The following is a 13486-nucleotide window of genomic DNA, read 5'->3' on the forward strand; positions in this document are numbered from 1 at the left end:
GGGCAATCGTCAGCAACGATCTGCGGACAGTACGATTAGGGGAGAGTCTTGATGAGCGAACACAGTGAAATGGTGATGGCCGCCGTGCTCGGTGTGATCAAGGACATGGAAGGCTGTGATACCACCGCTGAGGCAGATCAGCATCTAAGTGAGCTCAAGGGCTACATCCGAGCGATTACGGACCTGGGATTTGTACTGCCTGATACCCGGTCTGATCTGGTCAGCAAAGCTGAAACCGCCCGCCGGCAGTGGTTTTCGACCAAAAAATGTATCGACCGATCTGATGATTTCAGATTGCTTGAAAACTTTATGAGTGCGTTATCTGCAGCTGCGACCGAGGAGGACATGTACGAATGCATCCTTGGCGCAGGGCTGTTGGCGGGATCTCTTCATGAGGACGGTGCAGTATCAATTGCAGAAGAGGAAGTCCTTCGAACACGAATCTCTACCGCGGCTCAGAATGCAGGAAAGCGCTTTGGCATCGAGAATCCCTTACAGACACTAAATGAGCAGGAGCCACGCTGTACGGTCGTTACAGCTCGTGAAATGATCGGAATTCTGTCCACGTTACCTAGTGAGCATCTCGACTTGCCGTTGGCCCATGAAAATGGACTCAATTACTTCGATTGCTCGCGCGTACCGGAGCTTACGACACGTGATAGTCGGACCCACCAATGGAGTGAGCAGAAGGATCCTGAGCAGGTGATAGTGATTTAAAGGGGCGGCTTGCAACACCTAGTTGCGATTGAGTCTTCGCCGCGTTTCTCACCATCCTCTGTGTGCGCACGTGCAAAGCTGCTAAGCGTAGTGGATAGGGCTGGCGCTGCAACCGGAAAATATCATCTCCAAACTACTGGATATTTCCCCAGGTCGCCCCCATCTTGTGAGTTAACGCGCTTTCGAATCCCGTCGTCAGCGCTCTCACCAGGAAATACCAATGAAGCAGATGCATTTCGTTCTCGGGTCTTTGTCCCTCTCGCTCGCCCTCTTGGCCAGCGTAAGCGAAGCCAGTGATCACCGTCGCGTTGAATTCCCCTCCAAGGAAGGCAACTACGTTCAGATCTATGATCAGGACGGGCAAAAGACTTTTGAGATGGCCAGTGTGGACGTCAATGGCAAGGCCCTGATTGCTAAAGGGGCACTCACTCCCTCGAGCAGGCCGATGAGCTACGATCAGCCTCTGGAAGACGTCACCGTCGATTTCGGGCCATGCGGTCTCGGCAAGTTTTACCAAACGAGTCCATCCTTGGGAATTGTTAAGTTTCCGGGGTTTCAAGGCGAGACAGGAACCTGTGCAATCCAGAACCCAGCGACAGATTGGATTCGTCTTGCCACTGAGGTTAAGTGAGTGCGTATGAGCCAAGCTTAGCTGGCTTGGGGTCCTGCTAACTGAATCGCCCCCAGTTTCAAATGGCTACGTGATGAACAATCGCGAGTACTGCCGAATCCTGGTGGGCGTTTCAGTTAACAGCGAACGCTCTGAAGCTCGAGCGTATCTATACGCCGGACAACTCGTTCTAGAGTCGATGCAACCTCAGTCGATCGCACCGATGCCCTCTCTTCAGCCGAGAAGTAGGAGTGGACATCTGGTGAAGCTGACTCGAGCTCACCCGCAAGAGCGATGACAAAATTTACAAACACAAAACCTTCATCAAGTTTTTTCCCGATGCCAATTTTTGGCCCGTCTTCGAGTTCGATCATAAATCCAGAGCCGCAGGATGCTGATTCGCGCAGAAGCTTTACACGTCTGCCAAATTGCTCTCTGAGTCGCCTCGTGAGCGTGCCATGGTGATACGTGCATGCACTCTCAAAGAAGTCAGCCAACTGCTGGGTCAGGGCGTAGACGGACCTCCAATGCAAAACGCTGGCTTGTTCGTTCCGCGCTTCCCTAGCAGCGACGCGATCGTCATAGTCAGTCATTGAAATACGACCTTCCTTTACATCGCGCAGCCACTGCTGATCATCCTTCCAAAGAAACTTACCACGAAGGGCATAGACGTATTTGTCGAGGTAATGCATCTGGCCATGTTTGCGAAGTCGAGCAACCTGATTTTCTATTTTCGCATTGCGATCGAACATATCTGGCGCATCCAGTGCGTCCATCAGATCGTTTAGTTGGGCAGCCGCTGAAATTGCATCCTGGAGGCAGTGAAGAAAATTCACAGCTTGGAAGGTTCCCGCTCTGAATTCGCGAGGTCGCCGGGGGCCACCGTAGGGTATGGAGGCCGCTCGTTGGACGATGTCGGGAAAAGTGTTGGGCAGTCCGAAGATAAAGCTAAAGCGCTCTCCGAGTTCCACGCGTTTTGCCGCACACCACGTGCGGGACCTCTGCTGTACTTGGACAACCTCAGGTAGTGATTGGACGAGAGCTGATATCCGGGAAAACTGCCTGTGGGTGTAGCACCGATTTCTGCCTTTAGGTAACTCGAACCATCCATCATCAACCGCAGAGAGCAGTTCGCCTACGACATCACCACTTGGATGGAGAGGAGGTAGGGCCGATCTATTTCTCGTTACCGCCGCGGTGATGACAGTGTCAGTAGTATGAGCTTCGCTAAGGTGCATCGCATGATCCTGAAAGGGTTACATGCGAGGCATTCTCCTAAAACTTACATTTATGCAAGAACCGCAGGTTTAGACACTGTGATGGTGAACTGGCCGGTCCAGGATTTTCGGTCGGGCTCCCCGGTAACCTTGGCCTGTTCAAACGCGGTAGCCGTGTAAGTAGCATGTTCACCATGGCGTATAAATCCACCTTTACCTTCCACTACCAAAGGGATGCCACGGTCCGGATAGGGCGTTTTCGTAAGCTCCAACTCCATATCTGCTGCACCTCCTTGCTTGCAAACGAATAGGCCAACTCTCCAATCCCTTGCACGCTCGATGAGACGTTGAAGGCTATGATCCCTCGCCCCTTGGTATCGCTCGTCAAGTATTAAGATGTCACCGGCCGCAGGGTTGATCTGACTCAGATCGAAAAGATCGAAATCATAAAAATTACCTACTTCAATGCACCGCCCTGGGAAATCCTGGCGAAGAGTATCCCAAACTGCAGGTGGCCAGCCGGCGGGCTTTGACGTGAGGAAAAACAGTCTGGCTTTGGATGTGGCCATGGCCTGACCAGCTAGAACAAGTGCAGTCGTCGATTTACCGCAGCCGACTCTTCCGCAAATCATTATGAGAGGCTGTTCACTGGTCAAATTGACGATCTTGGTTTCACCGCTATCAAGAGGCAGGGAGAAGCTGGCGATAGCAGATCCTCTTTGGCGGGCTAGCCACTCGTTGACACGGTTCCACGGCAGGGCAAGGCCATGCTTAAGCGCTGCTGCATCCTGTGCTTGGTTAAGCGGAATATTCTGTGCCTTGGCGAGCTTTTTGGCGTCCTTCTTGACTTGATCAATGGTTGCGCCGGATGGGAATCGGTTTTCGTTGGACAAAGCATTCTCCTGCACGGCTTTAGCGCCACGCCCACAAGGCGCATTACCGATAGGCAATGCTTAGAAGGAAGTTTTTGCAGCCATGGCCTGATCCAGCCTTCGCCCAGGTGGGCGTGCAAGCGTTGGCGTACGCTCATCACAATCATGCCTGAGGCTTAAAATTTAGCAACTATCAGCATGACTGGATAAGGCAACTAGCTTTGGCCAGATGCTACTTTGGCCAACCATGCTGCCAGCAAGTATCGATATCGGGCAAAGTGCAGCTCGGATAGGGGAGTAGTAGAAGGTCCTCAATGACGCGAACGCCCTATACACAGGAGAATGTCTTGGACGATGTTATGCGTAGTGCGGTGGCGGAATTTGTTGCTGCAAAGGATCGGTTTGATGTCGAGGGTAGAACCTATATTCCTGGTGGATGGTTCTATCGGATTAGACGTTGGGTACAGGGATGGACAGTACCGGAGCGAGGATGGACAGCTACGTTTCCAAGCAAGTTTGTAGAGCTTACGATTCCATTTTCTGACGTCGTGTTTATTGCCAGTAAGGCACAGCCTATGACAATCGACTGTCGGATGATTGTCTCGGGAACGTTCAATTACTACACGGACGATGAGTGTTCTGTACTGGCTGTACAACAGACAATGGATCGGTCTGATAAATACGCGTGTCGCGAAATGCTGAGGAACCCATTTTCGCCGAGATCATGCCAGATTGGCTCATTGCCGCTGATCGTAGCAACGGAAGGAAAGAATCGAGTAGCGCTGTTTAAGGCCCATAAGCGTCCGATGCAGACTATGGTTGCAGCCACAGCCTATCCGGATGCCTCAGATCTGACGATTCATCATTCCTGGCCATGCAAGGTTTATAGTCTACGTTACGGGCAAAGTCGGCGTGTGCTCCCGCTTCCAGAAGCCGTTCTCCCAATCCTCAAAGCCTATGGTGTGAGGTCGTCGCATTCGTCGAGGTTTTCCATTCAGGATTATTTAGAGTTGCGGCGTGCGAGAGCCGATTTATGCCGCTCTCAGATGAGGGAGTGACTGGATTCAACTGGTCGGGTAGGAGGGGCGGCGAAATCCGAGATCAGTTGAAATAAGCCTTCATTACCAAGGCGCCAAGCGGCGTGGAATTCAGAAGCCAGATAGACGAAAAGCACAGGGCGAAAATTGAGATGCCGATCACTGCTACAGGCTCTGGATTTTTAAAAAGCACCTCCGTGCGCTTCCCGAGAATGCCGGGAAAGGTCACAACGAATACAAACAAACCGGCACTGGCCAAAATTCCTAGCAATTGCTCCAAAATCGGCATAGTCATGTCAGATACCTAGGCTTGTACGATTGGTTAGTTGAACAACATGCTGGAGCGATAGAGAGCTGACCAAGACAACAACGTCGCACTTGGTTGCTCCAATGCAGATTGAACCATTTCGTCTGCGCTTTGGCCTGTGCAGTGATGGACAGCTTGACCGAGCCGCAACAACTCAAGCGGAACTGCCTGAGCGTGAGCTTTGGTAGCGAATTCGTAGTCCTTGGCCTGGCCATAAACCACGGAGGCATTGAAGTTTGAGCGAAGCATTTCAACTGCCTGCATTTCGGCCTCGGGCAACATGATGGTTTCACCATCACAAAAAACCTGGCGGACGCCTTCCAGGGCGTCTATTGCCTCTATGTAAAGCGATGGCTCTACCGTGGCCAAGACAAATGGATACTCAGGGTAATCGTGTTTCATGACGTCATTCCTGATAGTGAAAGCGGAGGCTCGTGCCGGTCTTGACGATTGGGCGACACTCATCGCCTGGTGAGCTCAATCAACCCGGTTCAAAATTTGGGCCTCAGGGCTTGGACGATGAGTCAGGACTAACACTGAGGCCGCGCTTGAAAGTCACACGCAGGTGGCCGGCGTCCTGGATGCGCGATGAAACAAAGTCTTCATCGGCGGGATTCCACTCCAGCACACCTTGTGCACCTGTAAGTTGCAGCCGCTGCCATACAATCGAATAGGGGCCAAGATTGGAACCGGCTCGTACTTCCCCGACTAGCTTGGATTGCGCGGGGAGAGGCTGCCCCTTGATGACTTCGCAGGTCATGAGCTGAACCAATGCTGGATTCTCTCCTTGAAAAATTGAGGCTGATTTAATCGCCTCGATGCTGGGGAACGGAATACAGTCAGCGACCGTGCCAACTGGAATATCCAGTGTCGCAGCATGTACACCTGAGGCCATCAGCATAGTTACAGCTACCCGTAAAACTGTCTTGGAATCGCGCATTTCATTATCCTGTTGGTGTAGACGCTAATGGGCATCTTTTTAGCCCACGGCCCCAGCTTTCTAGAGCCAAGACTTAGGTGTTCAGTTGGAACTATTCTCCTTACATCGACTTGATTGCTTTTGTGGCCATCGCGTCAATTTTGGAAAGCTCGGCCAACTGCCGCCGCTCCGCGTCCGTTAGAAAAGCTGCCTTAAAGCTGGTGAGGCCGTTCGCCTCGATAGAGACGCGATTACCGTGACCAAGGGCTGGCAGGCCAACACGGACTTTCCCAGCTTCGTATTCTTTTTTTACGCTTTCGTAGAACATGGTTTTTCCTCTGTAACCTGATTCCTCAGATAGTGTGTACGCGGCTGTGGTTTTCGCTTGAGAAGGCTATCACCTCCCGTTCTCAGCCACTCGCAGGCCCTGAGTCCTCGTGCACTCACTTCACAAGGCTTTCATGACTATTCATCGGTATCGTCCGAGTAGTATTCGGACAGGTTTTTGTTTGCCAATTCCGGGTACACCTGTCTGATGCAGGTAAAAGCAAATTCTTGCGCTTCGGCTTCCGACTGGAAAAAATCAGGCTCGATGTAGGGAGCCACGGTCGGTCTGGAAATGCCTGCAAGGTGATCAAACGCGTGCCCGTGATCTACCTCAACAAACCATCGGCCATCCGCGCACTCCACAAGGTTCAACCCAGCGCTAGGGAATTCGCCCGTTGCCCAAGAAACAAGGCCGTCGAGATGCTCATGGCTGATCGTGTCGTACAAGATGTGGGTGTTTACGGCTATGCTGGTATCCATCGCGATTGCCCTAGCTTTGCTTGGTCAGTTTGCGGCCTTCCCATTGCAAGAGGCGCCGCTGTGGGGGGCAGTCCTCCAACGCACGTTAGGAAGGAGAAAATTTTTGGACAGCCAAATTATTGCAACGAGAGGCCAACCTTTTCACGTTGATCTGGCGTTCAGTCAACTACTTCAGCGGTGTGGGCGCAGGTGCCTTTTTTTTTTGCGGTGATTCAAACCTGCTCCAATTTGGCGCAATCATCCCATGACAAGAAATAAAGCAAACCCAAAGACTGCCCCCCTTAGGGGAGCAGATAGCCGTCAAGCTGGGAAAATCGGTTCACCTAATACGAGTCCAATCTGTGACCGGAGCGTTCAAAATTTTCCTGATGGAAGGGATGCAGCCCGGCGGGTACCGTTAGTCTCTCTGTCGGGACTGCACAGATACGTTTTGCTCCTGAGTGAGCGGCGGGAAAGTTGCCTGAAAACTCTAGCCATCGGCTCCGCTTGAGGGGATGTTACTAATCCGCGGCGGCACGGGTCAGGGCACTCTGCGTATATCCGGCGGCATCCATCCCGTACCAGCTCGCAGCGCCTTACGGCGCAGCTCGTTATATTCATCCTCGGTCAGAAGACCCAGGTCAGCCAGCGCTTTGGCATAGCCGATGGCCTGGCCAGACTGGTGCTCCGCATGGACGATGCTCGGTGCCGTGCTCACCTTATCCAGCAAATCGGCGACTTGGCGGCGGGCGGCGGCGACTTCATCAGGAGTGAACGTGGCCATGGCGGCGTTCTCGATCTTGTAGTTGGGGTTCAAGTTTAGTTCGCTCGTTGATCCCTCGCAGGACTACAAGCCAACCCCCCAAATGCGGGCTCCTCGTACTGGTTTTCTGAAGGCTCGTTCCAGGCCGAGTATGAGGAAATAAATTACACCTATCTGGAAAAACTATTCTGGTCCTTCTAAATCCTGCCCCTATTCTGGGGCTAATACGGACCTGGTAGGAGTGCGGTAGGGGATAGCCTCATTCTTCCACCCGAAGAGGTTTCCCTATGCCAACCAGTGACTCCATGCCGGCCGTCTCTCCAGCCGGCGACGCCGATCTGCCCTCGTACAAGGATTTGCTTGCGGAGACCATTCAGCTTCGGTCGCTTCTTGGCCAACAGATGGTGAGTGCCTGCCAGATGGTTGAGTTTGTTCGAACCTACGGGAGTCCGATTACGAAGGTGGCAGGCGGAGCCGCGCACCTTCTTTCAGAACTGCTCGGGCAGCAGTTGTATGAGAGTGATCCTGAGAATTACATTCAACTCAGCTTTGATAGTGCAATGTATCCAGTTGGTGGCGACATCGTGGTTACCCTGCAGCGTACGTCTGGCCTGACGCCTCATGAACTCCGACTTCTGGCCGAGGAGGAGAGCGAGCAGCAGAAACAGCGCTGCATTCTCTTGAAAGACGCTTTGGACAATCAACTCCGGCAGGTAGAAGGGAAGGTTGAAGGTCCTGTCTTTGTCGAGTCAGCCTTAGCCCAATTGATTGAATCGCCGGCGGTAAGTGATTGGCTGAAAAGCGCCCTCAAATCCGCGCTGAATCGTGACTGTGTGGATGCAGCGAATGATGCTGAAATCCTTGCCGATTTGTTGGGGCGTCGATGCAACGCGCTTTTGATGGGGGCGACGCAGAATCTACTCGGTCAAGGTTAGGTGATGAAGCTCTATTCCTCGTGCCAAAAGAATCTTTTGAAACCTACTCACCAACCTCTTGGCCTCGTGCTGTATGAGGTCCAAAGGAGGGATAATGCGGTATATGATTAGCGCTCTGTCACATTATCTAAGTGGGAAAATCACCACTCGTCATTTTGTCTATGCCCTTCACAAGAGGCCGCCGGCCGTTATTAGTAAAGGTCGCACGTGGGTAATAGATCCTGATTTACTTTTCTAGTGTTCAGTTGGTCTGGATGCCTGTCTATTGTGAGCGATGTTAAGAAGCACTTTTATGAACTATCAATGTCCGTTTAGAACATTTAACGAGTAGATTTTTTTTTAAAAAAAAACGATATTTATGGGGTTGCATGTCGGCGCTTGGGGGTTAACTTAGTTTCGTGAGCAAAGCAAATATGGCTTTGCAGAACTTAGTGAATATTAGGCCGTAGTGCCGCAAGGAGATGTAATGATGGGTATCAAGAAAACTGTATTGGGTTTCGCAATCGTCGCTCTGTTCGCTGCAACCAGCGCCAATGCAGGTAATGGCGGTAATGGCAGTGGTAACCCAAAGAACGACGCAGGCCACCCTACCAAGGAAGCTGTGGCTCGCTATGTTTGGAAAGACGGAAAACTTGTGCCTAACCCAAAACGTGCTGAAGATCGTCACGATGGTATCCAGGTTGCCGTTTCCAAGTAGAGCACTAACAAGTTAGCTCTAATCGCTAAGCCCCCGCATTTCTGAATGCGGGGGCTTTTCTTTGTGCGGAAACAAGTAGCGCCGTAGGCCGCCGTTCGAGCCACTTGCATTCTAAAAAGGGGTGAGACACTAGGAACGAATGCAATGAACAACCAACGATCTCCCAATCCCCATGAAACTCACATCCAGAATTTGGGATCTGGTGAGCACGATGGTTTCAATAGCGGTTGTGTGAGGCAGGCGGAGATCTTGCCCTCGCGAACAGAGCGTTGCATTTGCACACGTTCCGCAACGGTTGAACATCAAACCTAGCAGTAATTTAAGGGATGAAAAACTATCGATGAGTCCATCACATTAAGCGGCTTCCGCTCCGACTAAACGCACCTCCTTGACTGGGGGTTTCGGCAGTATCGAAAACTGTACGAGATCACCCCCATGACAGACCTATCCCACGCCAAAATTGGCGATATCGTAGAGGACGCTTCCGAGTTCTTCGCGCCCGCTTCCGCTGACTTGGTTGACGGTCTGATTGGCGGCTATCTCTCTGAACGTGGCCGTATCGAACAGCTGCATGAAATGATGACTGGCGGGGGATTCAGCGGCGCCCTCTGGTACTTCATGGAAGGGAATACGAGTGATCAAGGCCGCTACTACACCACCGATATCGCGCGCTTGATGCAGCTCGAACCCGCCATTGCCACGCTCAATGCATCCTACTGGGGCAAAGCCCTGTCGCTCACAGATGTCTATGAGTGCATGCCTCAAAAACGCCGTTCCGAGTGGCAAGAACAGATCCGCAATCCCATGGGCAAGAAGGCGTCATCTCGTCGACATAACAATGAGTCGCTGGATGAATGGGAGGTGCACCCACTGCCGGACTTTGAAGAGACGACGGTTCGTTCCACCCTGAACGACTTATTGCTGGCTCGCTCCAAGTTCTTCGCAGAGCGTGTGGACGGTATATTCCGGGCGTTATCGGGTGAGCACGTAACCAACAGCCCGGCCGCATTCGGTAAGCGAATGATCGTTGCTAACATGATAAACAGCTACGACTCCATTGATTACGAGCGTGCTGGCTACCTTAATGATCTGCGCTGCGTCATAGCTAAGTTCATGGGACGCGAAGAACCTCGCCACGGTGACACTGGGCCGCTGCTGGAGGTGTTCCGGCGTCGCACGGGGGAGTGGTACGAGGTTGATGGCGGCACCTTACGCATGAAAATGTATAAGAAGGGGACCTGCCATATTGAGGTGCATCCGGAAATGGCTTGGCGCCTAAATGCGGTCCTGGCCAGCTTGTATCCTGCGGCGATTCCGGCCAGTTTCCGTACGAAACCCAGCGCCAAGGGCAAGCGCCACAAGGTGTTCGGTCGTCCGCTTCCGTTTGCGGTGATTACTATGCTGTCCAAGATGCGCTCCGAGCCAAACAGGCCGGTTCGCTATGACCGCTGGGAGGAGCCACGGCCTCCGCTGACGGCCAACCCTCATGCCCTTCAGTTCGACTACGGCGATCGTAGTGAGGCAGTACAGACCGAGGCCGAGAAGATTCTGGCCATGATCGGAGGGGTACGTCACAACAAGAATGCACACGTCTGGTTTGAATTCGAGTTCAGTCCACGCGAGGCCCTGGATGAGATTATTGTCTCTGGTTGTGTGCCAGACCAGCGGGCTCATCAGTTCTATCCGACCCCTGATGAACTAGCTATCCAAGTCGCTGAACTGGCCAATATCGGCGACGAGCATACTTGCCTGGAGCCTTCAGCCGGGATTGGTGGCATAGCCGATCACATGCCCAAGAACAGAACGCGATGCGTCGAGATCAGCGACCTGCATTGTAAGGTGCTGGAAGCAAAGGGCTTCGACGTTACCCAAGCTGATTTCTTGAATTGGGCAGGTTCAACGGTTGATCGGTTCGACCGTGTTGTGATGAACCCACCATTTAGCGAAGGGCGTTGGCTTTCGCACCTGACCGCGGCTACGGGCCTGCTGAAGGCCGGCGGACAGGTTACGGCCGTGTTGCCCGCCAGTGCGAAGAACAAGGACGTGCTCCCAGAGTTCGATCTGGAGTGGTCACGCGTCATCGAGAACGCTTTCGCCGGTACCACCGTGTCAGTGGTAATCCTAGTGGCGCGGAAGCGTTAGGAAAAAAGTATTGGATGGGGTGCACGTACGCAGAAGTTCAGCGTGTGCCGATATTCTTGGGATTGAATACCTAGAATCCACGAGCTATTTTATCTGCCATTCAGGACATCAAATGTTTGTTGCCCTGTGGGAGCTGACCCTGGTCAGCACTTCAAGTACGCGGCCTTACCTTTAAGGTGAGTGACTGCGATCAGATATCCAGCCATGAGCTGGATTAAGCCTACCGGGCGCTCTCTCCCGGTGGGTGGGGGTGCCTCGGTGAACTGGAGGTACAACCTATGTCGAATCAACCATGCTTTTGTGGGTTCTTGTCTCTTGAGGATGCTCTACAACACCGAGCCACAGCTGGTGGGTGGGTATTTGAGGGTGAGGCGGGTCAAGTGATTTGGTTTGCTCACACATTTCGCCCGACAAGCATCTTCACGCACTACGCCCTCACAGGTATTTCCGGCAGGCTGGTGTGAATATGAAGATCTTAACCGTGGTTCGCCTGCCATCAGAGGACAGTGGGCTTCAAAACTCCATTGTTCGACTACACAACCGCAACATCGACTCGAAACGAAAAGATCGGAGCAGATTCTTTCGTCGTGAGCCGGTGATGATTTGCAACAGTGCAAATGGAGCCAGCGTCTTGAGGTATGTGATGGGCACTCCTGGTGGGATATCCATCACTAAAAATGCTGTAGCACTCGACTACGATGCGATTGACGTCCTGGGCGTCCGCTTTAATGATCAAGTCGAGTTAGAGCTGAAGAGAGCATCCTCCGCGGAAATCTATAAGTGGTTTTGGTTTCACCCTGACCTGAATGTTCGTATCTCCATTCGTTTAGGGATAACGGGCGGAGTGCTGGGAATTCTGGGATTCTGTGTTGGTCTGCTGCCCTTCATACATTTCAGTTTGTAACGTGGACAAAAAACCCGGCTTGTGGGCGGCGTTATTTGGTGGTTTTTCCCATATTTTATTGGGGGCTATAGAGTTTTAGTTTTTTGTCCCCCCATTTATCCCCCCACTGTGACGGTTCGTGCGCGCAACCTTGCACATTCAACGGTTGGGATCATCATGGCACATTGGACTGAAATTTTGCGCGGGTAGCAATCTGAGAGCTAGTAATCCGCGATATTCGTCGCAGCCTTCATCACGATCCCCTCGGCTCGCTTAAAGGCAACCCTTCATATGTGGAACTGATCGACAACATCAATAGCTCCGTCCACAACATCTTCCGCGAGTTCTTGGACGACGTAAATGAGGACGTGCTGCCTAATGATCGCACTGGCTTTTAGGACAGCCTTACCTGGTAAAAGCTGTAAAGCTTTCAGCGCGACGCGCATCCGTTTGAAAGACATTATCGACTCGACCGGTCTGGCTCGGTCGACCATCTATACGTACATTGACAAAGGTGCGTTCCCGGCGCCGGTGTCATTGGGGGAGCGCAGCGTTGGCTGGGTAGAGAGGGAAGTACACGAATGGATCCTGGCAAGGATCGAAGAGCGTGATCTGGCTGATGACGCTCCAGTCAGGCTTGGCCGCCTGAGTGTGGACAGCTAGGAAGCCACCGTAGTCGCCATGACCAGCGTGTTGTTGGTCATGGCGTTTATGCCGACTGGATGAGCCACAGCTCTCAGCTAACTCCCTCCGAGGGAGATTGGGTAAATTCCTCAGCTGGCTTGGGAGTGTGAGTCCACTTGACCTGATGGGAGCGTGAATGATCACTGGAGGCTGAGCTGCATCTAGTTATATAGGTTCTAAGTACTTAACTAGTTAGATGTATAGATCTGGTATTTAGTAGGCTTATAGGTTGAGGTGGTTAAGTGCTGGGCATATAGGTTCTAACTAATTAGTTGATGGGGTTAACTTATTAGCTTGGTTGGAGTAAGGATTGGATTTATAGCTATATGTGTTGGTAGTGGATTTTAGGTGCTAAGTACTTGACTAGGTACTAAGCTAAGCAGTTGATTAAGGTGCTTAGTTAAGTATTTAATCAGTTGGATTTATAGATCTAAGTACTCAGCTCGCTAGACCTATCAGTACTACTCATGCCTATCGCAGCGTCAGCTATCAAATAACACCAAGTGATAGACCCACAGACATCCAACAGCGTACTAGCACTCAATCCATTACAGGCTACAGGGAGTCAGCTCACCGGTTCTAAAATACTCATTCGGTATCTGGTATGAAAACACCACCAGGTACTCCAGCCATGACACATAACAACCGCTACACCGGACTCTCGCAATCCGACATCACCCTGCAGATCGAGCGACTCGTTCTATCCATCGAGAGGCACGACACGCCCGCCTTCCGATTCGAAGTGACACGTTCAGGTCTTGAGCGGATTGAGCGCACCCTACTGTCCCGTTACTTCAAATACATTCGACAGATGCTGAGTCTCTTCCAGGAGGACTTTCCATACCAATACAGTGAGCACCTGCGAGCCTTCTGGGAGGCGTGCCAGGACATTAGACTGGAAAGGAATACGCAAGGTC

General features: G+C 52.1%; 15 protein-coding genes and 1 pseudogene. 8 read left to right on the top strand and 8 right to left on the bottom strand.

All coding sequences use genetic code 11. The features are described from left to right. Positions 1–51 precede the first annotated feature (51 nt). Complete coding sequence (locus tag KW848_RS24215) at positions 52–717, top strand: hypothetical protein (protein ID WP_218538299.1); 666 nt, start codon at positions 52–54, stop codon at positions 715–717. A 220-nt stretch (positions 718–937) separates the two neighbouring features. Continuing rightward, positions 938–1348, top strand: coding sequence for a hypothetical protein (locus KW848_RS24220; protein ID WP_218538300.1), 411 nt, complete (start codon positions 938–940; stop codon positions 1346–1348). Positions 1349–1464: 116 nt separating this feature from the next. On the opposite strand, the gene KW848_RS24225 is transcribed toward KW848_RS24220, so the two are convergent. The 8 genes from KW848_RS24225 to KW848_RS24260 form a co-directional block, all read right to left on the bottom strand. Then, on the bottom strand, positions 1465–2163 hold the full coding sequence (locus tag KW848_RS24225; protein ID WP_218538301.1) for a hypothetical protein: 699 nt from the start codon (positions 2161–2163) through the stop codon (positions 1465–1467). 452 nt (positions 2164–2615) lie between these two features. Beyond that, positions 2616–3437 carry an ATP-binding protein gene (locus KW848_RS24230; protein WP_218538302.1) on the bottom strand — a complete coding sequence of 274 codons (822 nt, stop codon included), beginning with the start codon at positions 3435–3437 and terminating at the stop codon, positions 2616–2618. A 1080-nt stretch (positions 3438–4517) separates the two neighbouring features. Then, complete coding sequence (locus KW848_RS24235) at positions 4518–4748, bottom strand: hypothetical protein (protein ID WP_218538303.1); 231 nt, start codon at positions 4746–4748, stop codon at positions 4518–4520. 27 nt (positions 4749–4775) lie between these two features. Beyond that, positions 4776–5162 carry a hypothetical protein gene (locus KW848_RS24240; RefSeq protein ID WP_218538304.1) on the bottom strand — a complete coding sequence of 129 codons (387 nt, stop codon included), beginning with the start codon at positions 5160–5162 and terminating at the stop codon, positions 4776–4778. Positions 5163–5265: 103 nt separating this feature from the next. Then, positions 5266–5700 carry a hypothetical protein gene (locus tag KW848_RS24245; RefSeq protein ID WP_218538305.1) on the bottom strand — a complete coding sequence of 145 codons (435 nt, stop codon included), beginning with the start codon at positions 5698–5700 and terminating at the stop codon, positions 5266–5268. 100 nt (positions 5701–5800) lie between these two features. Next, positions 5801–6007, bottom strand: coding sequence for a hypothetical protein (locus KW848_RS24250; protein WP_218538306.1), 207 nt, complete (start codon positions 6005–6007; stop codon positions 5801–5803). A gap of 137 nt (positions 6008–6144) precedes the next feature. Further along, a complete protein-coding gene (locus KW848_RS24255) occupies positions 6145–6486 on the bottom strand; it encodes a hypothetical protein (RefSeq protein ID WP_218538307.1) in 342 nt (113 codons plus the stop codon). A gap of 520 nt (positions 6487–7006) precedes the next feature. Then, positions 7007–7282, bottom strand: coding sequence for a hypothetical protein (locus KW848_RS24260; protein ID WP_218538308.1), 276 nt, complete (start codon positions 7280–7282; stop codon positions 7007–7009). 233 nt (positions 7283–7515) lie between these two features. Here KW848_RS24260 and KW848_RS24265 point away from each other — a divergent pair, with 233 nt between their 5' ends. From KW848_RS24265 to KW848_RS24290, 6 genes and pseudogenes are all read left to right on the top strand, one after another. After that, a complete protein-coding gene (locus KW848_RS24265) occupies positions 7516–8163 on the top strand; it encodes a hypothetical protein (protein WP_218538320.1) in 648 nt (215 codons plus the stop codon). A gap of 466 nt (positions 8164–8629) precedes the next feature. Continuing rightward, positions 8630–8860: a hypothetical protein gene (locus KW848_RS24270; RefSeq protein ID WP_218538309.1), complete on the top strand. Its 231-nt coding sequence runs from the start codon at positions 8630–8632 to the stop codon at positions 8858–8860. A 435-nt stretch (positions 8861–9295) separates the two neighbouring features. Beyond that, on the top strand, positions 9296–11002 hold the full coding sequence (locus KW848_RS24275; protein WP_218538310.1) for a class I SAM-dependent methyltransferase: 1707 nt from the start codon (positions 9296–9298) through the stop codon (positions 11000–11002). A gap of 466 nt (positions 11003–11468) precedes the next feature. Next, positions 11469–11906 (top strand): hypothetical protein, encoded by a 438-nt coding sequence (locus tag KW848_RS24280; protein WP_218538311.1) that lies wholly within the window; start codon positions 11469–11471, stop codon positions 11904–11906. 357 nt (positions 11907–12263) lie between these two features. After that, the gene (locus KW848_RS24285; RefSeq protein WP_218538312.1) at positions 12264–12548 is read left to right on the top strand and encodes an AlpA family phage regulatory protein; all 285 of its coding nucleotides are present in this window, start codon (positions 12264–12266) and stop codon (positions 12546–12548) included. Between the two features lie 652 nt (positions 12549–13200). Beyond that, a pseudogene (locus KW848_RS24290) lies at positions 13201–13486 on the top strand (hypothetical protein); the annotation flags it as partial.

Source organism: Pseudomonas sp. PDM25 (assembly GCF_019219045.1).
Lineage (GTDB): Bacteria > Pseudomonadota > Gammaproteobacteria > Pseudomonadales > Pseudomonadaceae > Aquipseudomonas.

What these genes read in the sequence shown, in the direction of transcription:
- KW848_RS24270 (WP_218538309.1), top strand. Translation starts at nt 8,630, where the DNA reads ATGATGGGTATCAAGAAAACTGTATTGGGTTTCGCAATCGTCGCTCTG.
- KW848_RS24245 (WP_218538305.1), bottom strand. Translation starts at nt 5,700, where the DNA reads ATGCGCGATTCCAAGACAGTTTTACGGGTAGCTGTAACTATGCTGATG.
- KW848_RS24215 (WP_218538299.1), top strand. Translation starts at nt 52, where the DNA reads ATGAGCGAACACAGTGAAATGGTGATGGCCGCCGTGCTCGGTGTGATC.
- KW848_RS24285 (WP_218538312.1), top strand. Translation starts at nt 12,264, where the DNA reads ATGATCGCACTGGCTTTTAGGACAGCCTTACCTGGTAAAAGCTGTAAA.
- KW848_RS24220 (WP_218538300.1), top strand. Translation starts at nt 938, where the DNA reads ATGAAGCAGATGCATTTCGTTCTCGGGTCTTTGTCCCTCTCGCTCGCC.
- KW848_RS24250 (WP_218538306.1), bottom strand. Translation starts at nt 6,007, where the DNA reads ATGTTCTACGAAAGCGTAAAAAAAGAATACGAAGCTGGGAAAGTCCGT.
- KW848_RS24240 (WP_218538304.1), bottom strand. Translation starts at nt 5,162, where the DNA reads ATGAAACACGATTACCCTGAGTATCCATTTGTCTTGGCCACGGTAGAG.
- KW848_RS24235 (WP_218538303.1), bottom strand. Translation starts at nt 4,748, where the DNA reads ATGACTATGCCGATTTTGGAGCAATTGCTAGGAATTTTGGCCAGTGCC.
- KW848_RS24275 (WP_218538310.1), top strand. Translation starts at nt 9,296, where the DNA reads ATGACAGACCTATCCCACGCCAAAATTGGCGATATCGTAGAGGACGCT.
- KW848_RS24255 (WP_218538307.1), bottom strand. Translation starts at nt 6,486, where the DNA reads ATGGATACCAGCATAGCCGTAAACACCCACATCTTGTACGACACGATC.
- KW848_RS24280 (WP_218538311.1), top strand. Translation starts at nt 11,469, where the DNA reads ATGAAGATCTTAACCGTGGTTCGCCTGCCATCAGAGGACAGTGGGCTT.
- KW848_RS24265 (WP_218538320.1), top strand. Translation starts at nt 7,516, where the DNA reads ATGCCAACCAGTGACTCCATGCCGGCCGTCTCTCCAGCCGGCGACGCC.